We start from the raw sequence: 19839 nt of genomic DNA on the forward strand, positions 1-19839 counted from the left end.
ATCGTATGCCCTATTCCTAACGCCAGCCCATCGCTGGAGCGACATGCTTAAGGATCGACTCGATCACGTGCACGTTGTAATCCACACCCAGTTGGTTGGGTACCGTCAGCAAAATAGTGTCGGCTTCGGCGATGGCTTCGTCCTGTTTTAACTGTTTCACCAGCGTTTCTGGATCTGCGGCATAGCTGCGGCCGAAAATGGCGCGGGTTTGCTCATCGAGATAACCGATTTTATCGCCATCATTGCTGCTCGAACCAAAGTAGGCGCGGTCACGGTCATTCATCAGCGCAAAAATACTGCGGCTGACGGACACTCTCGGCGCATGCTGATGCCCCGCTTCGGCCCACGCAGCGCGGTAAGCCCGAATCTGCTTCGCCTGCTGAATGTGGAACGGCTCGCCGGTTTCATCAAATTTCAGCGTCGAGCTTTGCAGATGCATTCCCAACTTGGCGGCCCAAATAGAGGTCGCGTTGGTCGCCGCCCCCCACCAGATGCGCTCACGCAGGCCAGCGGAATAAGGCTCTGGGCGCAGTAAGCCCGGTGGATTAGGGAACATCGGCTGCGGATGCGGCTCGGCAAATCCCTTCCCGCGTATCACTTCTAAAAACTCTTCAGTGTGGCGACGCGCCATATCGGTGTCGGTTTCACCCTCGGCTGGCTGGAAACCAAAGTGACGCCAGCCGTCAATCACCTGCTCCGGCGATCCGCGGCTGATACCGAGTTGCAAACGCCCGCCGGAGATCAGGTCTGCGGCGCTGGCGCTTTCAGCCATGTACAGCGGGTTCTCATAGCGCATGTCGATCACGCCAGTACCAATCTCAATCTTACTGGTTTTTGCGCCGATAGCCGCCAACAGCGGGAATGGCGAACTCAGTTGGCGAGCAAAGTGGTGAACGCGGAAATAAGCGCCATCTGCGCCCAGCTCTTCAGCCGCCACGGCGAGATCGATGGATTGAAGCAGCACGTCAGACGCCGAACGGGTCGCCGACTGTGGTGATGGCGTCCAGTGGCCGAACGATAAAAAGCCAATCTTTTTCATAGTAAAAGTATCCTTAGATTCCGGCCTATCCCCAGAGGATATGGCACAGCGATACCCTTACTCTACGCCTCTCAGGATGAGAATAAATTTCATTTATTTAACCTAAGGGTTCAGTTTATTTGATGAATATTGATGAAAAGTCGCTCGTTCTTGAGCCGTCTGCACAAATTGTCTCCCATCAGATTGTGGAAGTAAAAAAATCTTTGCTATCAACAATGTCACTCGATATTATTCGCCCCATTCACGCGATTCCTCTGTAGTTCAGTCGGTAGAACGGCGGACTGTTAATCCGTATGTCACTGGTTCGAGTCCAGTCAGAGGAGCCAAATTAGAAAAGCCCGCTTAGGAAACTAAGCGGGCTTTTTGCTTTCCGATTCAAATCGTTAGAGCTACTTATCCCACCCTGACTGAATGGGTCAATATCTGGCGGAACTTGTCTATGTCGCAGATAACATACTCATTCGCGTTTTTTTGGATGTAGTTCTCTTCCATCAGCTGATTGATCACCCGCCGATAGGTGCGCTCGGAGCAGCCGAAGCGTTCGGCTTCGCGGTAAACCTGGGAGAAATCCACCAGCGGTTTTTGCTGCTGATGACGCTCGTAAAGGTCGGCGACGATGTTAAACACCAGTGGCTGTAAGAAGCGTTCCATGGTTTTTGCCATACCGCGTTGGTAGCTGAGGGATAGCAGCTGGCTAAGCCAAACGCCGACCTCCACGTGGCTGGTGAGGATGCTGTCCATCATCGCCAGCGGAATGACTTTCACCGCCATGGCCTCGTGAGCCACGACGGAAAACTGGCTGGGCGTCTGGGTGAGGTATTCGATTTCACCAATAATAGTGTCGCTAACGAAGCGCTGGCCGAGGCTGAAGGTCTTACCGTTTTCGGCATTGTAATGCATGGTGTATTCGCCGAGGGTTATCCAGTACAACGCCTGAATCTCTTCCCCCTGACGCAAAATGAACTCATCGGGGCCAATCACTTTGTCTTTGAGTGGCGCGGCGTGCACCGCGTCGCGCAAGATTTTGTATCCGCGCTGAGCGTATTGCTGAATGATTGTCATGATGTCGTCGCTCTCCGACCGGCCCGAAATAATAGTTAAGTGAGTAACGCCAACCCTGAGGATTACCCATCGCGCCGCTCGCGAAGTCGAGGGGCTGCTGAGACTAACGATCGGCCCTGATCATTGTCAATGCCCCTTGCACGATCCTCGCCCTGAGTCTCCTTTCTCCTACACCACTTTGCCTCGCCGCCATAGCCGCGCAGACCAGTAAAAATCAATTTTGTGATCGCCGTCGGCTAGGGTCGGACATTTGCCTTTTTCTACGCGCGAAGGGCTTTCTACCATGATGGCCTACATCCAGTCAGGAGGTCATCAGATGACGCCACATATTAATGCCAACCCGGGCGATTTTGCCGAAACCGTGATCATGCCGGGGGACCCGCTGCGCGCCCAGTACATCGCCGAGACCTATTTGACTGACGCCAAACGCGTTTGTGATACCCGCAATATGTTTGGCTTTACTGGCTACTATCGCGGCAAACCTCTCTCGCTGATGGCCCACGGCATGGGGATCCCGTCCGTATCAATCTATGCCCATGAGCTGATTAACGAATTTGGCGTGAAGAAGCTGATTCGCATCGGCACCTGCGGCGCGGTGGATAGCACGGTGGACATGAGCAACGTGATTGTCGCTACCGGCGCGGGCACCTCTTCTTCCGCCAACCGCGACCGTTTTGGCGGTTACGACTTCGCCGCCGTGCCCGATTTTGACCTGCTGCGCCGCTGCTGGACGGTGTCGCAGCATCGCCAGCTACCGACCCAGTTCGGCAACACCTTTACCAACGACCTGCTGTATGACAAACCCGAAGGCATGCTCCCAGCCCTCAAAAAAATGAATATTTTGGCAGTAGAAATGGAAACCTCGGCGCTTTACACCATCGCCGCGCAGTACCGCGCCAAAGCCCTGAGCCTGTTGACCGCCTGCGTCAATAGCGTCACCGGCGAAGAGCCAAGCGCAGAACAATTACAAAAAACGTTAAACAACATGTTTGAGCTGGCTTTAGAGACAGCAATATTCAGCGATTGATCTTATTTATAAGGCTTATCCGATGACGAACTCTACACACTCACCTGCACCAAGCGGCCTCAAAGTCGAATCCAACGGGGTTAACGCCGTACCTGAATCCGAAAGGTACGGCAACCCTTCCGGGCTGTTCCCGATTTGGTTTTCGTGGAACGTCTCCATCCTCGGTATCGCCTACGGGGTGTATGTTTACTCGCTGGGACTGAGCCTGTGGCAGTCCATCACCGCCGGGATTATAGGGTATCTGCTCTCCTGCATTCTGGTAGGTATTTTGGCGGTGGGCGGCCCAAGAACCGGCCTGCCGACGCTGACCCAAACCCGTTTCTGCTTTGGTTATCACGGCAATAAATTCCCAACCCTGTTTGCCTACATCTCCAATATGGGTTGGAAAATCACCCTGATCACTCTGGCCTCTTCCACCGGCGCGGCGCTATTTGCCAAACTCTGGCCGACGGCCTTCGCGCTGGCGGATAGCAAGCCGACGCTGATGTGCATCCTCGGCTGGTTTATTCTGAGTCTGGCATTAACCATGTCGATTGCGGTTTACGGCCACCAGCTGATTATGAAAGTCGAAAAATACATCGCCTGGCTGACCGGCTTTATGAGCATCATCTTTATCTTCCTGATGCTGCCACACATTCACTGGGACAGGCTGGGACAGGGCGCGGCGCACGGCGACCTGCTGACTTACATCGGCGGCGTGGTGATGGCGATGACCATGGTGGGGCTAGGCTTCCTCAACTACGGCGGTGATTTTGCGCGCTACCTGCCGAAGAAAACCCCGGCCTCAAAAGTGATTTTCTGGACCACCGCGGGCATCTCTCTGCCGGTGAGTATTTTACTGATCCTCGGCGCGTTCTTGGCCGACAGCAATCCGGACCTCAGTGCCGCCGCCGCGCAAGCGCCGATTGCCTCGCTGACTAACCTGCTGCCGTTCTGGTTCTACGTGCCATTCTCCATCGTTATCATCATCTCCCTGCTGGCGGCGGCGATCACCGGCGTTTACAGCTCAGGGCTGGCGCTGTTGGCGCTGGGCATTCCTGCTAGCCGTGCCACCACCACCATGCTGAACGCCATTATCATTGGTTTCGGCGCGTTCTATCTGATGTTTATCTCCGACTCTTTCCTCTCCACCTTCCAATCATTCTTGGCGTCAATCTCGGTGGTGATGGGCTCGGCGGGTGCGATTGAACTGATCGACTTCCTGCGCCAAAAACGTTTGGGTTGGGATATCACGATGGCCAATAAAGCCGGATTCGGCGGCAGAAATGGCCGCTGGACCGCGCTGGTTGCGCTGTTTACCGCCACTATTGTCGGCCTAGGCACCATCACCTCGGGCGACCCGTACATCGCGCACATCGTCGGCTTCCTGCTGACGGACGAAACGCGCCACAGCGTGTTCGCCACCGCGAATATCGGCGTTATTGTGTCGATGCTGGTGGGCGGCGGGATCTACGCCCTGTTGACCTTCGGCCTGAAAATCGCCCTGCCGGGTATCACTTCACAGCCGACTTCTGCAGCCAAGGCTCAGCCGCTGAATCCACAAAAAACCTTGTAATTTCAAGTAGATAAAACAAAGGCCGCTGAGAAGCGGCCTTTTTGCAAAGAAAACCCCTAGCGATACTTCCACAGCCACTTGCCGCTCGCCAATCTCCAGTAGAAGAAGCTGCCGCGAATGATCCAGTCGAGGCACATGCCGAGCCAGATACCGATGACGCCGAAACCGAGCACCACGCCGAGGGTATAACCAGCGACGATGCGACCACCCCACATGCTGAGGAGCGATACCCACATAGTGAAACGCGCGTCGCGAGCCCCTTTCAGCCCGGCGGGTAATACCCAGGAGGCGGCCCAGAATGGCATAAAGGCAGCGTTCAGCCACACCAGCATTTTCACCACGTGGATAACATCATCTTCCTTGGTATAGAAGGACGCTAGCAAGCCCGCCAAGGGCATTGACAGCAAAGAGAGCGCGCATAGGCCAATGGTTGAGAGCCAGAAAATATGTTTCAGTTGATGCTCGGCCTGCCCCATCTGCCCGCGCCCTAAACGGGTGCCGACCACAATGGTAGAAGTCGAACCCAAGGCGTTGCCCGGCAGGTTAATCAGCGAGGCGATCGACGCGGCAATAAAGTTACCGGCAATCACGTCAGTCCCCATCCCGGCGACGAACACCTGCGTCAGCAATTTACCGCCGTTAAACAGCACGGATTCAATACTGGCGGGCACGCCGATGCTCAGCACTTCCATCAAAATGCCGGTATTGAGACGTTTGAAATAGCTTTTAAGGGGAATGCGCAGTGCCGGATTGAAGCCGATCATCAGCACGTAAATCACCACCGCTGCGCCGATATAGCGGGCGATCGTCAGGCCCAATCCGGCACCGGAAAAGCCCAAACCGCCCCAGCCGAAGCAGCCATAAATCAGGACGCTACTGATAATAATGTTGAGGATGTTCATCCCGCCGTTGATAAGCATCGGGATCTTGGTATTACCGGCACCGCGCAAGGCCCCACAGCCGATCAGCGCGATGGCCGCCGCCGGATAACTCCACGCGGTAATAGTGAGATAATTCAGGGCGAGGGCCTTAACCTGCGGCTCGGCACTGCCCGCTATCCAGTCAATAATATGCTCACCGGCGAACTCGATGCCGACGGCCAGCAGCAAAGCAAACAGGGTCATCAGCACTAAAGACTGCCGCGCCGCGTTGCGCGCGCGTTTGCGATCCAGCTTGCCGAGGCTAAAGGCCACCACCACCGTCGTACCGAGGTCTATCGCGGCAAAAAAGGCGATCACCACCAGATTGAAACTGTCCGCCAACCCCACGCCTGCCATCGCTTCCTTGCCGAGCCAGCTGACCAGAAAGGTGCTGAGCACCCCCATGAGCAGCACGCACATATTTTCGAAAAATATCGGTACTGCGAGGGGAGTAATTTCACGCCAGAACAACACACGATAGGAACGCCGCTTGTGATACCACTTGGTGCGCTCCAGCGCGTGCTGCACGGTAACTCTGATGTTTTGCAAGATAGTTCCAGCTATGAGGTGAGGTCAGATGCCTGCTTTAAGAATGGTAAAAGCCCCTGCGTTTTGCAAAGGCTTTTATCATTGATATTTGGACATTTAATGCGCAATAAAAAACCCGCCTCGCGGCAAGGCCACATCGGCACTGACATCACTCTTTGGCGCGATGAACATTCTGATACAAATCCCAGAGGTTAGCGTTGAGAATGACGCCGCACCAGCCATCTCCCCGCCACCGCCGCCAGCGTGGCGCACAGCAGGTAGTAAATCAGGCCGATGAACAGGAAGATCTCCGCCGGGTAGATTTGCACCCGATTATTCACCTGCCCGGCGACGGTGGTGAGTTCCGGCACGTTAACGATAAACGCCAGCGACGTGTCTTTTAGCAGCGCAATGAGCAAGCCGAGATAGGACGGCAGCAGGTTGGGCCACGCCTGCGGCAGCAGCAGAATGCGTAAAACCTGCCACTGGCTGAAACCCGAAGCCGTGCCCGCCTCGCTCTGGCCTGCGGGCAGTGACTCAATTCCGGCCAGCGTCGAGTGCATCACCGCCGCCGAGGTGAACCACGCCAGCGCCAGTATCACGGTCAGCGCGCCCGGCATTGAACTGCCAAACACCACCGGCAGTAGAAAGTAGAGCCAGAAAATCACAAAGATCAGTGGAATGCCGCGAATAAACTCGGCCCAGACGAACAGCACGCGCCGCGTCCAGCCGCCAAACCGCCAGGCCAGCGCCGCCATTCCCACGCCCAGCACCAGCGCGATAGCGCCCGCCGAGATAGCCATAATTAAAGTCAGCAGCACGCCACCCGGCTCACCCTCAGCCACCCGCCCCCACAGCAGATAGGTGAAATTGTCATGCAGAACCGAATAATCAAACTCCACGCGGCGCTCCTTCGGCATTAGCCACGGCGGCGGATGGCGACTGGCGCAGCCCCGGCCGTTTTGGCCCTAATGTGATAAATAGCCAGCCCATCACTAAACCGAGCAGTAAATAGAGCGCGGTGCCAATGGCGAAGCCTTCCAGCGCGTGGGCGTTGTAACTTTCAATGCGGCTTATCTGGTAAGTCAGCTCTGAGAAGCCAATCCCGGTCGCCAGCGACGAGAGTTTCATTAGATTGAGATATTGGCCGGTGATCGGCTGCCACGCATTGGTCAGCGCCTGCGGCAACAGCACGTAACGCAGCAACGCCCAGCGGCTGAACCCTTGCGATATCGCGGCCTCCCTTTGCCCGGCGGGCACCGAGTTCAGCCCAGCCTGCACCTCTTCCACTATAAAGGCCGCGCTAAACAGCGCCAGCCCCCAGGTGGCGCAGAGAAACTCCGGCGTCAGCCACGCGATATTGACCGGCAAGGTGGCCCAAGGGTGCTCGTCGCCAATGTAAAAACGCCACGTCTGCGGCAGCGCGCCATAGGCGGCGAAATACCAAAACAGCAGTTGCACCAGCAGCGGCGTATTGCGAAATATCGACACATACACCGCCGCCACGCCTCTGCCCACGCGGCCCGGCGCGAGGCGCAGCACCAATAGCAGCAGGGTGAGCAGCGTCGCCAACAGGCTGGCGGCCAGCGTCACATATAAGGTGGTAAGAAAGCCGGAAATAATCCATTGCAGCGGCTGGCCGGTCAGCACGCCCGCCCAGTCAAGGTGCCAGTTCATCAACCTTCCCCTCTTTGGCTAACTGTTCTTGCGCCGAGCGCAGCGGGAACAGCACCTTTTGCAGAAAACGCCGGGCGCGCGGATGCTGGGGCTGGGTGAAGAAGCTCTCCGGGTCGGCCTGCTCGAGGATTTGCCCGCCATCCATAAACACCACCCGGTCGGCAATTTCGCGGGCAAAGCTCATCTCGTGAGTCACCACAATCATGGTAATGCCGCTGTGCGCCAGCTCCTGCATCACCAGCAGCACTTCGCCAATCATCTCCGGGTCCAGCGCCGAAGTGGGTTCATCAAACAGAATAATATTGGGATCGGTGACTAGCGCGCGGGCGATAGCCACCCGCTGCTGCTGGCCGCCGGACAGCTGAGAGGGGAAATGATGAGCCCGGTCAGCCAGCCCGACCCGCGCCAATAGCTCGCGCGCCTTGTGCCGCGCTGCCTCCTGCTTCCAGCCGTGGACCTTGGTCAGCGCCAGACTGACATTATCCAAGGCATCAAGATGGGCGTAGAGATTGAATTGCTGAAAAACAAAGCCAATATGGGTGCGAAGCTGGCGCAGCGCTTTGCCGCTGAGGCCCGCCGTGGGGCGCTGATGAATGAAAATCTCGCCGCTGCTGAGGGTTTCCAGATGGTTGATCAGGCGGATCAGCGTCGACTTGCCCGAGCCGGACGGCCCGCAGACCGCCACCACTTCTCCCACCGCCACGCTCAAGTCCACCTGCTGGATAACCTGATGCGCGCCGAAAGATTTACTCACCTGTTTGAACTGCACCGCGACGGCTTTCTTGCCGCCCGCCGGAGACGAAAAAACCGCAGACGAGTCTGCGGTTGCTGAGGATGGTTGTTGCATAAACCCTGCCTGCCTAATTATTTTGCTTAGCTCTTGGCCTGAATCGTAAATAAGCGCGGCTGCGGCGATTTGGTCTGCGGGCCGAACCAATTGTTATAAATGGTGGTCGCTTCGCCGGACTTCTCCAGACTCAGCAGTTCATCATTGACGGCTTTCAGCAGGCTGGTTTCACCCTTTTTCACGCCCACGCCAATCTCCTCTTTACTGAGTAAATCCGGCAACACTTTGTATTTCGCCTTGTCCGGCGCGCCGTCGAGCAGGCCAGCCAGAATGGTGCTGTCCTGAGTAATAGCCTGAACGTTGCCATTGCGCAGAGCAGACAGCGCCAGCGGAATATCGTCATATGAGAGCACGCGAGATTTCGGGAATCGGTTATGCAACTCCTGCTCGCCGGTGGTGCCTTTCACCGCGCCAATGCGCGCAGTGGCGTACTCATCCAGCTTGTCCGGTGAGCCAACTGGCACCAGGAACTGCTGCCCGGTGACGAAATAAGGGATGGAGAAATCCACCACCTTGGCGCGTTCCGGCGTGATAGTAATGTCAGCCACGATGATGTCAGCCTTGCCCGATTGCAGCAGCGGAATGCGGTTTGCCGGGTTTGTCGCCACCAGTTGTAGCTTCACGCCCAGTGACTTCGCCAGCGCTTTGGCGAAATCCACGTCATAGCCGACGATGTTATGGGTTTTGGCATCTACTGAGCCAAACGGCGGGTTAGAGTCGAAGGTGGCGACCTTAATCACCCCGGCCTTTTTAATGTCCGACAGTTGATCGGCGTGGGCGGCGAAGCTCGCTACCCCGCCGATTGAAAGTAAAATCCATGCTGCGAGTGACGCCTTACTAGAAACCAAACGAGCCATAGTTATTCCTTAATGATGGGTCAATGTTGCGGCAACCTGCGGCTGCTCATTTTTTTGCTGTTTTGCTGATACTTGCGCGTAGCGGCTGGCCTTGAACGGCAGACCCAGTCGGTCACGCAGAGTTTTGCTCTCCGTTGATGGATGCCAGTAGCCGCGATCGGCCAGCACGGGCAGAACCAGACGGACGATGTCGTCCAGCGCCTCGGTCAAAACCGGGCCGCCGATAATAAAACCGTCAGCGCCGCCCTCTTCCACCCAGCGAATAAAGGTGTCAGCCACCTGCTCCGGCGTGCCGAAGAACTCGCCTTTCGGCAGCGTGGTCTGGAACGCCACGTCGCGCAGCGTCAGGTTTTTCTCTTTGGCTAAACGTTTAATCTGGTCGGTGGTGGAACGGAACGTGTTCTGCCCCAAGTCGCCAACGTCCGGGAAAGGCTCATCCAGCGGGTATTGGGAGAAGTCGTGATGGTCGAAGAAGCGCCCCAGATAGGCCAGCGCGTCGTCCACTGAGATCAGGGAGAGCAGATATTGATATTTGGCCTCGGCTTCGGCTTCGGTCGCGCCGACAATCGGGCTGATGCCGGGGAAAATGCCCACAGGATGGCGACCGTGCAGCGCTACCTGCGCCTGCAACTTGGCTGAATACACCTGCGCTTCTTGCAGGGTGCGGGCGTTGGTGAAGACCGCGTCGGCCGATTTTCCCGCCAGCGCGATGCCAGCTTCCGAGGCCCCAGCTTGGAAAATCACCGGCTGGCCCTGTGGCGAACGCTTGATGTTGAGCGGCCCTTCCACCGAGAAGAACTGCCCTTGGTGATTCAGCTTGTGCAGCTTGGCGGCGTCGAAAAACACCCCGCTTTCGCGGTCGCGGACAAAGGCATCGTCATCCCACGAGTCCCACAGCCCTTGCACCACGTTGATGTACTCTTCGGCGATTTGATAACGCAGTGAGTGCTCAGGGTGGTCTTTGCCAAAGTTCTTGGCGGAACCCGCCAGTGGCGAGGTCACCACGTTCCAGCCCGCACGGCCATTGCTGATGTTATCGATGCTGGCTAACTGGCGCGCCACGGTGAAAGGGTCGCTGTAAGAGGTGGAAATGGTGCCCGCCAGCCCGATGCTGTGGGTGACGGATGCCAGCGCAGAGAGCAGCGCCACCGGCTCAAAGCGATTGAGGAAGTGCGGCAGTGATTTCTCATTGATGTGCAAACCGTCAGCGACAAACAGGAAATCGAAATTAGCGGCTTCGGCTTTCAGCGCCAACTCACGGAAATAGGGAAAATTGACGCTGGCATCGGCAGGGACTTTTTCATGTCGCCAAGAATTCATATGTCCGCCCGCGCCGTGCAACATCAGTCCTAATTTAATGCTTTTCTTGTTAGTCGCGTTAGCGTCAGCGGCTGATGAAGATGGAATGGATTGGCTCATAATTAGACTCCCAACTAAGGTCTGCGATGCAATATGAAAAGGCGATAGCAAAAGAATTCCACAGAAAGCATCGCGGCCTAAATATAAAAACCGTTCTTCTTATTTCGATAATTAGCTAATGGAATAAAAACCTAAAGAGAACCGAAAGGCATAACAGATAACCAGTCGATATTTAGTAATTTGCCAATATGCGGTCAGGATTAATCAGGACATTAATTTCCCCGCCGCCATTATTCGCCGGCCAATACCATAAGGTTAAAATGATATGAGTCTTCATACTGCCGATGACACCCTCGACGCAGCATCACTCACTCCTTTAAAGCTTGAACAACAGCTGATCGACTGGCGCCGTGAATTGCATCAAAACCCGGAGCTGTCGAACCACGAATATGCCACCACCAAGCGAATTACCCAGTGGCTGAACGCTGCGGGGATCCGCATCCTGAATCTCGGTTTAAAAACCGGCGTAGTGGCCGAAATTGGCCCGCAGGACGGCCCTTTGGTGGCGCTGCGCGGGGACATCGACGCCCTGCCGATTAATGAAATTTCCGGCGTGCCTTTTAGCTCGCAGCAGGCTGGAGTAATGCACGCCTGCGGCCATGACTTCCACACCTCGGTGATTCTTGGCGCGGCTTACCTGCTCAAAGCGCGGGAAGAGCAACTGCCGGGCCGCGTGCGGCTGTTCTTCCAGCCAGCCGAGGAGCGTTTCAACGGCGCGCTCCAGCTGATTGAAGCCGGCGCGCTGGACAATGTGGACGCCATTTTCGGCCTGCACAATGCGCCACAGCTGCCGGTCGGCACCTTCTCCACCAAGGGCGGCGCGTTCTACGCAAACGTCGACCGATTCCAAATCACGGTGACGGGCAAAGGCGCGCACGCCGCGCACCCTGAAGAGGGTGTTGATAGCATCGTCACCGCCAGCCACATTGTTACCGCGCTGCAAACCTTGGTCAGCCGCCACTTCAGCACCAAAGAGTCAGTGGTGGTCAGCGTGACCCGCATTGAGGGCGGCAATACTTGGAACGTGCTGCCGCAGGATGTTGACCTCGAAGGCACGGTGCGCACCCATAACGCCGAGATCCGCGAGCAGATCCCCGGTAAAATCCGTCAGGTGATTGAGGGCGTGGCGCAGGCTCTTGGCGCGAAGGCCGAACTGCACTGGTTCCCGGGGCCACCGGCGGTGGTCAATACGCCGCGCTGGGCCGAGTTTGCCAGTCAGGCGGCGCGGGAAGCAGGCTATAACGTTGAGCTGTCCGAGGCGCAAATGGGCGGTGAAGACTTCGCGCACTACCTGCATCACGTGCCCGGCGCCTTTGTCAGTATTGGCTCGGCCAGTGAGTTCGGCTTGCATCACCCTAAATTTAATCCGAATGAAAAAGCCATATATCCGGCAGCGGTCTATTTCCAACAATTAGCGGAAAAAGCCTTGGCCGAACTGACAGAAAAATAATCTTTCCCCAACCAATAATATGAACAGCCCGCCCGATTTAACGTCGGTCAGCGGGCTTTCTGCCTGTCTTTCATCTCGGTTTTTTTATTTCTGCTTTATCAGTTTAGTTATTTAATTTTGTTGTTTTACATCCCACAGCCGCTCAGGAATAGTGAATTCGACACCTGCAAGGGTCTAATAAAAAATAATTAACCTAGATAGTTCGTGGTGCAGAAAGGCAGCCAACGCATCTACAACGCGAAATATGAAGGGTATGAGGGTAATAATGATGATTAGCACGAAATTAACCGCCGTGGCCGCTTTGGTTCTTTTTTCCTCCGTGGCTTATGCAGCACCGGGTATCGACTTAGTCGCCAATGAAACCCCAATCAATACGCCAAAAAGCCCTGAAGCCATCGCCAAAATCCCGGCAAACTTTAAGTTTGTCGAACCGGGCACCCTGACCGTCGCGCTGGCCGTGCTCGGCAGTGCCCCACCTTTTGGCCTCTATGCTCGTGACAATAAAACCGTGATTGGCAGCGAGGCCGACATTGCGCGTCTGGTTGCCGATGGCCTTGGCCTGAAGCTGAAAGTAGTGCCCGCCTCGTGGGAAGACTGGCCGCTCGGCGTGACCTCGGGCAAATACGATGCCGCTATCTACAACATTACGGTGACGAAAGATCGCAAAACTAAATTCGATTTCGCCACCTATCGACAAGATACGCTGGGCTTCTACGTGAAGACCGGCAGCAAAATTAAATCTATTACTTCAGCGCCGGATATTGCAGGTAAGAAAATCATCGTCGGCTCCGGCACCAATCAGGAAGCCGTCTTACTGGAGTGGGATAAGGAAAACCGCACCAAGGGCCTCGCCCCGCTACAGCCTATTTATGTCACAGATGACGCGGCTTCGACGCTGGCTATCCAGTCAGGCCGCGCCGATGCCACCTTTGGCCCGAACGTCACCGGGGCGTATAAATCCCTGTTAACGGGCAAAACCCAGCTGGTTGGCACCGTGCCGGGTGGCTGGCCGAAAACCGCCAACATCGCGGTGACGCTGAAAAAGGGCAACGGGCTGGTTGATGCCGTCCAAGCCTCGATTAACAGCGCCATCGCCAGTGGCAGTTACCTGAAAGTGTTAGACCGCTGGGGCGAGAGCGTCGAGAAGATCGACCACTCTGAAATCAACCCGCCGGGCCTTGGTGATTAATTTTTCTCTTCAGCAGGAGCAGACCATGAGTCAGGACATTTTTATTCAAACCCTGCCGGACGACCCGCTGATTGCGCCCGTCATTGAAGGCTTATTTGGTGAATATCGCGCGCGTTATGGCGACTATTTTGGCCATCAGGAAGAAGAGCCGCTGAGCTACTATGCCCCGCCGGACGGGGTGTTTGTGGTGCTGTTGCGTAACGGTGCTCCCATTGCGATGGGGGCGTTTAAACGCTACGACCTGCAGACCGCCGAGCTAAAACGCATTTGGACCGACAAAACCTTGCGCCGCCAGGGATTGGCGAAAAAAGTGCTGGTTGAGTTGGAGCAACGCGCGCTGGAGCAAGGCTACAGCAAGCTGTTCCTCACTACCGGTTTCCGCCAGCCGGAGGCCGTGGGGTTATATCTGGCAAACGGCTATCAGCCGCAGTTTGATACCCGCGTGGACCCGGTGGTTTACTCCCTGCCGCCTTATGATGGCCGTTTACCCTTTACCAAAGCATTGCCCGTCGCCGTGGCTGCTGCCCCTGTTGCGGAGAAAGCCTATGAGTGACACCTCGCTGCGACAGGCCGACCAGCCGCCTTTGAAAGTGGTCCCTGCCCGCTACCCGCTGCGCCTGATTGGTGCCATATTTTCGGTCTTCATTCTGCTGGTGATCGTCCAGTCGATTGCCACCAACCCGCGCTGGGAATGGGGCGTATTTCGCCAATGGTTCTTTGAACCGGCTATCCTGCAAGGCTTAGCCAAAACCCTGCTGCTCACCCTACTGGGCACGCTGTTTGGCATTATCTTCGGCACCGCGCTGGCGCTGGCCAGGCTGTCCAAATCCTACTTACTGAATGGGCTGGCCTGGGGCTATATCTGGCTGTTCCGTTCACTGCCTATGTTGCTGGTGCTGATCATTCTCTACAACTTTTCCTATCTGTACGACAGCCTGTCGGTCGGCATTCCCTTTACCTCGATTGAGTTCTTCAGCCACCCAACCGTGGACCTGCTGGATCAGTTCTCCGTCGCGGTGCTGGGGCTTTCGCTGGTGCAGTCGGCCTACACCGCCGAGATTATTCGCGGTGGCATTTTGGGTGTCGAGCATGGTCAGCATGAGGCAGCCGCGGCACTGGGATTGCCGGGCTATCGCCGCACCTTCCGCATCATATTGCCGCAGGCACTGCGGGCGATTATCCCTACCGGCTTTAATGAAGTGATCAGTCTCGCCAAGGGCACCTCGATTGTTTACGTGCTGTCGATGCCCGAGCTGTTTTACACCGTGCAGGTGATCTACAACCGCACCCAGCAGGTAATTCCCCTGCTGATGGTAGCGACCGTCTGGTATCTGGTTATCACTTCGGTGCTGTCGGTACTGCAATATTATGTTGAACGCTATTTCTCACGCGGAGCCGTGCGCGAGCTACGACCGACGCCAATCCAACGTTTCCGCCTGTGGGCGCGCGGCTAAGCCGCGAAGGAGTAAATGTATGTCTGAAGCTTTTGACCTGTTCGTTTCACCCCCAACGGCCAAAGCCGCCGAGCCGGTATTGCTGCGCCAGCGGCAGCATCAGGCGCCGGGCAGAATTGAAATCAGCCACCTGAGCAAACATTTTGGCGCACACAAGGCGCTGGATGACGTGAGCCTAAGCATTGAACCCGGCACCGTGACGGTGATCCTCGGGCCATCCGGCTCAGGGAAATCCACTCTGCTGCGCACCATTAATCATCTGGAACGCGTCAATGAGGGCACCATTCAGATTGATGGCGACTATGTTGGCTATCAGCGCAAAGGCGACAAGCTGTATGAGTTGAAAGAGCGGGCCATCCTCAAACAGCGGGTTAACGTCGGCTACGTCTTCCAGAACTTTAACCTTTTCCCGCACCTGTCGGTGCTGGATAACATCATTGAAGCCCCTATCGTTCACCGGCTGATGAACCGCAAACAGGCCATTGCCCGTGCTTATGAGCTGCTGGACACCGTCGGGCTGCGCGAAAAAGCTCAGGCTTATCCGCGCCATCTTTCCGGCGGGCAGCAGCAACGCATTGCCATTGCCCGCGCGCTGGCTCTCAACCCTAAAGTGATGCTGTTTGATGAGCCTACCTCGGCACTGGACCCGGAGTTGGTCGGCGAAGTGCTCGACGTCATTAAAAAGCTGGCGCGTTCTGGCGTCACGCTGGTCGTCGTCACCCATGAAATCGGTTTCGCCCGTCAGGTGGCGGACCAGGTGGTCTTTATGGTTGATGGCAAAGTGGTGGAGAGCGGCTCTGCGTCGCAGGTTCTGGACAACCCGCGCCACGGCCGCACCCGCAGCTTCCTAGAAAAAGTGCTGTGAACCGGCCTCATTCTGCCGGCGCATCCGCCGCGACCAGCATTGTCGTAGTGCTTCCCAGCGCTAACAGCAATAGCAAGGCTGATGCACCGGCAAAGCCTTCCCCATTCGGATAACTCTGCAGTAAAAATACCGCCAGCCCGACCCCGACTGCTGCTCCCATCGCACGCAGCGGCAGGACGTAGGGCAGATAGACCTGCTGAGAGATCGCGGCGTTGGCCCCTTGCTTTAAAACCCATATCCGCAGCACCAGCATAAAGAGGGTCAGTACCAGTGGAAATAAACCGGTTTCCAGCGTGGCCTGGTGGATGAAGAAGGCTTGGCTCACCAAGACGGTCAGAAAAAGCCCAGTGGCAATCCCCGCCGTTGAAAATACCTCAGCCCCAAGCGCCCATGAGAAACCGTGCTGACGGCGCAAAGCCCTTGGCAGCCAAGGCCGCGCCCCATACTTCTCATTCAGAACCAATAGCCCCAACAGGATGGCGGCGATGCCATTGATCAAATGTGTATTAGCATCCGCCACGCCGCGCTCCGACCAGCTAAGTAATGCCACCAACAGGCTGACTGCGGTCAGACAGGCCAGTAAAGTCGACATCGCATGCCCCGCCGCCGAGCGCCCGACTGTCGCAAAAATCACCACAGCGCCCAGCAATAAATTGGCAGTAAACAGCTCTGCCCAGCCAACGAGAGAAAACAGCAGGCCCGAAACCAGCGCCTGAAACGAAAACAGCAGAGCGAATAACTCGGCTTTATTGCCAGCCCGCAGCTGGCGTTGCTCGATACACAGAGTCATGAGAGAGCTTCCTTTGATTGAGGGTCATCGGCACCAGCATGAATTCACTTCATCTATACCGATATTGCAAAGCAAGCTTACTCCGCTTATTTTGGGTCAATCAAAGTCATCATTTTCAGCCATGGATGAAAATAACTCATCATGAGTGCAAACGTAAGAAAACCGCGCCTGCCGCCACTGGGTTCACTCAAAGCCTTCGACGCGGTGGCGACGCAGGGCAGCTTTAAACGCGCCGCCGAAGAGATTGGCGTGACCGCCACCGCCATTAGCCATCAAATCCGCGTTTTGGAAGAGTCCCTGTCCGCTCAGGTGTTTGAACGCAGCGCCCGCGAGGTGAAACTCACCGCCGTCGGCCTGATCCTGCGTCAGGCAACGCGTCAGGCATTTAGCACTCTGCAAGACGCGGTGAATGAAATTCACCACGCGCGCCAGCCCACAGCCTTAACCCTCAGTACCACCTCGAACTTTTTGACACACTGGCTGGTACCACGCCTGGCTGATTTGAAAACCCATGCGCCGACGCTCGACCTGCGGCTTCATACCAGCATTGAACTGGTGGATTTAACCAAGAATACCGTGGACGTTGCTATTCGCTACAGCCAGCGCGCCAGCGTTCAGCTCGACTCCACCCTGCTCTCCCATGACCGTTTTGTGCTGGTTGCCAGTCCTACGCTGGGATTAAAGCGGCTGGAAGATTTACTCACTGCCACGCTGTTCCATGTAGAAAATCGCATGATCCCGCAGCCCTCGCCGGACTGGGAGAATTGGTGCCAGCAGTTTGGTCCTGCCGGATTAAATATTGATGCCGGCCTGCGCTTTACCGATGAAACCCATGCCATTCAGGCGGCGATTGCCGGACAGGGCGTGGCCATCGTCAGCAGCCTATTGGCGAAAGACTTTATCGATAAAGGCATTTTGCAAGTGCCCTTCGAGCAGTGCCTGCCCGGCGCGAATTACTATTTTGTTACCTCGCCAGATAAAGCCGATCGCGCCGACATTGTGGAATTAAAGCATTGGCTGCAGAGCAGAATGCCGCTGATCGCCCAGCCATAAGGTGAGACACACGCCCTGAGCCACAAGATTGATGTCAAATTGTGTGCGAGCCGTTCCCAAGTCCAAAAGAGATGATTATCATTATCATCTTTCTTTTTCGCTCTAGGGATTGTCATGTTCACTGGTTTACTTCGCCCCGCACGCCTGTTGGCGGTGGCCAGCTCGCTGCTGATTTCATTTATGGCGCAGGCCGCACCTTTCACCGTTACTGATATCGCCGGTCGCCAAGTGACCTTCGACCATACGCCGCAGCGCGTGATGCTGGCTGACTCGCGCGCCCTGATTGCCTTAAATATTCTGCACCCGGAAGATCCCTTGAAAAATATCGTTTCAATGGACAACTCGCTGCAAACCAAAGCCGCAGATATGAATAAGGCGTACCTGAAAAAATTCCCGAAAATGAAAGACATTCCCATTTTCGATAACCCATACGTGGCTGATTTCAGTGTCGAAAAAGCGGTGACGCTGAAGCCTGACTTGGTGATTTTCGATACCGGCCTGCTGAGCAAAATGACCGATAGCGGCACCCTCGCTTTACTGCAAAAACTCAATATTCCGGTGCTGTTTATCGACTTCCGCCAGCAGCCGCTGACTAATACCGTCGCCAGCATGCAGATGTTAGGTAAGGTGTTTGACGAAGAGAAAAACGCCCAAACCTTTGTTGATTTTTACCAACAGCGCCTGAATTTAATTCGCCAGCGGGTAGCCACGCTCAAGCCAGACCAGCGCCCGAGCGTCTTCATTGAGCGCCATGCAGGTTTGCACAGCGAACAGTGCTGCTCCACCTTTGGTAAAGGCAGCTTTGGTCAGTTTATTGACGAGGCCGGTGGTCAGAACATTGGCAGCAAACTGTTCCCGGCAATGGGTGGCGATATCAACGTTGAGCAGTTGATCAGCAGCAACCCGGATTACTACCTGATGACCGGCGCTGACTGGAGCCGCGGCAACAAACCTTCTGGCGCCGTGCCTTTCGGCTACAGCACCAATGAAGCGGCCGTGCAGAAAAGCCTGAGCGCCTTGATGAGCCGCAATGGCATCAGCGTACTGAAATCCATTAAAGACAAGCAGGTTTTGGCGATGTACCACCAGTTCTATGACCTGCCTTTCAACGTCATTGCCGTCGAAGAGATTGCCAAGTTCCTGCACCCGGACTTGTTCAAAGATATCGACCCACTGGCCGATTTAAAGATGGCCCACGAGAAGTTCACCTCGCTGGATTACAGCGGCGTGTTTTGGGCTACACCGCAGTAATCCCTCTTCGCAGGGCGCCGCCACGCGCCCTGCCTTCCCTTAGCTCCTCGCCGATTACATCAGCACCGAAAATCTAGCCTGCGGGTCAACATCCAGAGCCGTCAGTGTCTGATAAAGCTGATCGATACGTTCCCATAGAATCGAGTTCAACAGCTCTTTCGCAATAGGATTGGCTAATTCGCTCATCGCAAAAACCAGTGCCCGACATTGTTCACACAGTTCAACCGCCGTCAGAGGCGTCGCATCGTAAAGCCCATCAAATGAATTAACTAAAGTAGCAACATTGTCCATTTTATATACCTTCCTGAAGAGTAATTATGGCCGACTCCTAAGCCCCTACGGCATAGGGAGACAGCTCAGACGGAGGTAGGAATACCGGTCCCAATTTCCGGTCAGCCCGAAGGCTGCCCCGTCTGAGCCACCATAGTTACATTTTTAAAATCAATGTAATACGCAGCGAAGACGTCACTACAATTGCTATTGGGGACTGCCTCAGGTTCCTACGCCCGACCACGGTTTTCACCGCAGCAAGGACAGCCTATTCCTTTTTTATTGGCTTATCAGAGGGAAAAATCATCTCTGCGAGGTGTCTTGGAAGGTTATTGTCGGGTTACATCAGCGACAAAATAAATTACGAGGTGCATTCCAGTTTTGGCGGGGCGGCGGCCCCTGACTCGCTTTTTAATCTTTAAATCTTTAAATCTTTAAATTCAAATTCAAATTCAAGGTCGTGGGCGTCGGCCCACACCGACCAAGGGAGGCGTAAACGCGCCTCCCTTGGAACCCTGCGTTTTTTCTGCTGGAAGATCGAGGCTGCGCAGGATTGGAATGGACATGTTTCAGCAGCCACCGCGCT

The 19839-nt window shown here is 55.7% G+C and carries 19 protein-coding genes and 1 tRNA gene; 10 read left to right on the top strand and 10 right to left on the bottom strand.

The window, feature by feature from the left end:
* Positions 1-16: 16 nt before the first annotated feature.
* Positions 17-1039 carry an LLM class flavin-dependent oxidoreductase gene (locus tag ACT3RT_RS06660; RefSeq protein ID WP_278880845.1) on the bottom strand — a complete coding sequence of 341 codons (1023 nt, stop codon included), beginning with the start codon at positions 1037-1039 and terminating at the stop codon, positions 17-19.
* A gap of 250 nt (positions 1040-1289) precedes the next feature.
* Here ACT3RT_RS06660 and ACT3RT_RS06665 point away from each other — a divergent pair.
* Positions 1290-1365: transfer RNA gene (locus ACT3RT_RS06665), tRNA-Asn, on the top strand.
* A gap of 67 nt (positions 1366-1432) precedes the next feature.
* On the opposite strand, the gene ACT3RT_RS06670 is transcribed toward ACT3RT_RS06665, so the two are convergent.
* Positions 1433-2101 (bottom strand): Crp/Fnr family transcriptional regulator, encoded by a 669-nt coding sequence (locus ACT3RT_RS06670; protein WP_496199725.1) that lies wholly within the window; start codon positions 2099-2101, stop codon positions 1433-1435.
* Between the two features lie 316 nt (positions 2102-2417).
* Here ACT3RT_RS06670 and deoD point away from each other — a divergent pair, with 316 nt between their 5' ends.
* Together deoD and ACT3RT_RS06680 are read left to right on the top strand one after the other, a co-directional pair.
* Positions 2418-3128 carry a purine-nucleoside phosphorylase gene (deoD, locus tag ACT3RT_RS06675; protein WP_486029980.1) on the top strand — a complete coding sequence of 237 codons (711 nt, stop codon included), beginning with the start codon at positions 2418-2420 and terminating at the stop codon, positions 3126-3128.
* Positions 3129-3150: 22 nt separating this feature from the next.
* Positions 3151-4683, top strand: a complete 1533-nt coding sequence (locus tag ACT3RT_RS06680) for a purine-cytosine permease family protein (protein WP_496202706.1) — start codon at positions 3151-3153, stop codon at positions 4681-4683.
* Positions 4684-4739: 56 nt separating this feature from the next.
* On the opposite strand, the gene ACT3RT_RS06685 is transcribed toward ACT3RT_RS06680, so the two are convergent.
* From ACT3RT_RS06685 to ACT3RT_RS06710, 6 genes are all read right to left on the bottom strand, one after another.
* A complete protein-coding gene (locus ACT3RT_RS06685) occupies positions 4740-6152 on the bottom strand; it encodes an EmmdR/YeeO family multidrug/toxin efflux MATE transporter (RefSeq protein WP_353501647.1) in 1413 nt (470 codons plus the stop codon).
* Positions 6153-6343: 191 nt separating this feature from the next.
* The gene (locus tag ACT3RT_RS06690) at positions 6344-7033 is read right to left on the bottom strand and encodes an amino acid ABC transporter permease (protein WP_496202707.1); all 690 of its coding nucleotides are present in this window, start codon (positions 7031-7033) and stop codon (positions 6344-6346) included.
* Positions 7023-7808 (bottom strand): amino acid ABC transporter permease, encoded by a 786-nt coding sequence (locus tag ACT3RT_RS06695; RefSeq protein WP_496202708.1) that lies wholly within the window; start codon positions 7806-7808, stop codon positions 7023-7025. The genes ACT3RT_RS06690 and ACT3RT_RS06695 overlap by 11 nt, the downstream gene beginning before the upstream one ends.
* Complete coding sequence (locus ACT3RT_RS06700) at positions 7792-8655, bottom strand: amino acid ABC transporter ATP-binding protein (protein ID WP_353501644.1); 864 nt, start codon at positions 8653-8655, stop codon at positions 7792-7794. The genes ACT3RT_RS06695 and ACT3RT_RS06700 overlap by 17 nt, the downstream gene beginning before the upstream one ends.
* A 26-nt stretch (positions 8656-8681) precedes the next feature.
* Entirely contained in the window at positions 8682-9512 is an 831-nt protein-coding gene (locus ACT3RT_RS06705) for an ABC transporter substrate-binding protein (protein WP_485903249.1), read from the bottom strand.
* A gap of 9 nt (positions 9513-9521) precedes the next feature.
* Complete coding sequence (locus ACT3RT_RS06710; protein WP_496202709.1) at positions 9522-10931, bottom strand: LLM class flavin-dependent oxidoreductase; 1410 nt, start codon at positions 10929-10931, stop codon at positions 9522-9524.
* 265 nt (positions 10932-11196) lie between these two features.
* Between ACT3RT_RS06710 and ACT3RT_RS06715 the strand changes: the two genes are divergently transcribed.
* The 5 genes from ACT3RT_RS06715 to ACT3RT_RS06735 all read left to right on the top strand — a co-directional run bounded on the left by ACT3RT_RS06715 (position 11197) and on the right by ACT3RT_RS06735 (position 15889).
* Positions 11197-12381: an amidohydrolase gene (locus ACT3RT_RS06715; protein ID WP_496199718.1), complete on the top strand. Its 1185-nt coding sequence runs from the start codon at positions 11197-11199 to the stop codon at positions 12379-12381.
* 265 nt (positions 12382-12646) lie between these two features.
* Positions 12647-13570: an ABC transporter substrate-binding protein gene (locus ACT3RT_RS06720; protein WP_485903252.1), complete on the top strand. Its 924-nt coding sequence runs from the start codon at positions 12647-12649 to the stop codon at positions 13568-13570.
* Between the two features lie 25 nt (positions 13571-13595).
* On the top strand, positions 13596-14123 hold the full coding sequence (locus tag ACT3RT_RS06725) for a GNAT family N-acetyltransferase (protein WP_353501640.1): 528 nt from the start codon (positions 13596-13598) through the stop codon (positions 14121-14123).
* Complete coding sequence (locus ACT3RT_RS06730) at positions 14116-15024, top strand: amino acid ABC transporter permease (protein ID WP_034789407.1); 909 nt, start codon at positions 14116-14118, stop codon at positions 15022-15024. Before ACT3RT_RS06725 ends, ACT3RT_RS06730 begins: the two co-directional genes overlap by 8 nt.
* Before the next feature lie 19 nt (positions 15025-15043).
* Positions 15044-15889 (top strand): amino acid ABC transporter ATP-binding protein, encoded by an 846-nt coding sequence (locus tag ACT3RT_RS06735; RefSeq protein ID WP_496202710.1) that lies wholly within the window; start codon positions 15044-15046, stop codon positions 15887-15889.
* Between the two features lie 7 nt (positions 15890-15896).
* On the opposite strand, the gene ACT3RT_RS06740 is transcribed toward ACT3RT_RS06735, so the two are convergent.
* Positions 15897-16679 (bottom strand): hypothetical protein, encoded by a 783-nt coding sequence (locus tag ACT3RT_RS06740; protein ID WP_496202711.1) that lies wholly within the window; start codon positions 16677-16679, stop codon positions 15897-15899.
* Between the two features lie 141 nt (positions 16680-16820).
* Between ACT3RT_RS06740 and ACT3RT_RS06745 the strand changes: the two genes are divergently transcribed.
* Together ACT3RT_RS06745 and ACT3RT_RS06750 are read left to right on the top strand one after the other, a co-directional pair.
* The gene (locus ACT3RT_RS06745) at positions 16821-17732 is read left to right on the top strand and encodes a LysR substrate-binding domain-containing protein (protein WP_496202712.1); all 912 of its coding nucleotides are present in this window, start codon (positions 16821-16823) and stop codon (positions 17730-17732) included.
* 180 nt (positions 17733-17912) lie between these two features.
* Positions 17913-18983, top strand: coding sequence for an ABC transporter substrate-binding protein (locus ACT3RT_RS06750; RefSeq protein WP_496202916.1), 1071 nt, complete (start codon positions 17913-17915; stop codon positions 18981-18983).
* A 54-nt stretch (positions 18984-19037) separates the two neighbouring features.
* Here ACT3RT_RS06750 and ACT3RT_RS06755 read toward each other — a convergent pair whose 3' ends face one another.
* Positions 19038-19274, bottom strand: a complete 237-nt coding sequence (locus ACT3RT_RS06755; protein WP_496202713.1) for a hypothetical protein — start codon at positions 19272-19274, stop codon at positions 19038-19040.
* Between the last annotated feature and the right edge of the window lie 565 nt (positions 19275-19839).

The sequence above is a fragment of the Ewingella sp. AOP9-I1-14 genome (assembly GCF_052375995.1).
Taxonomy (GTDB): Bacteria; Pseudomonadota; Gammaproteobacteria; order Enterobacterales; family Enterobacteriaceae; genus Ewingella; species Ewingella allii.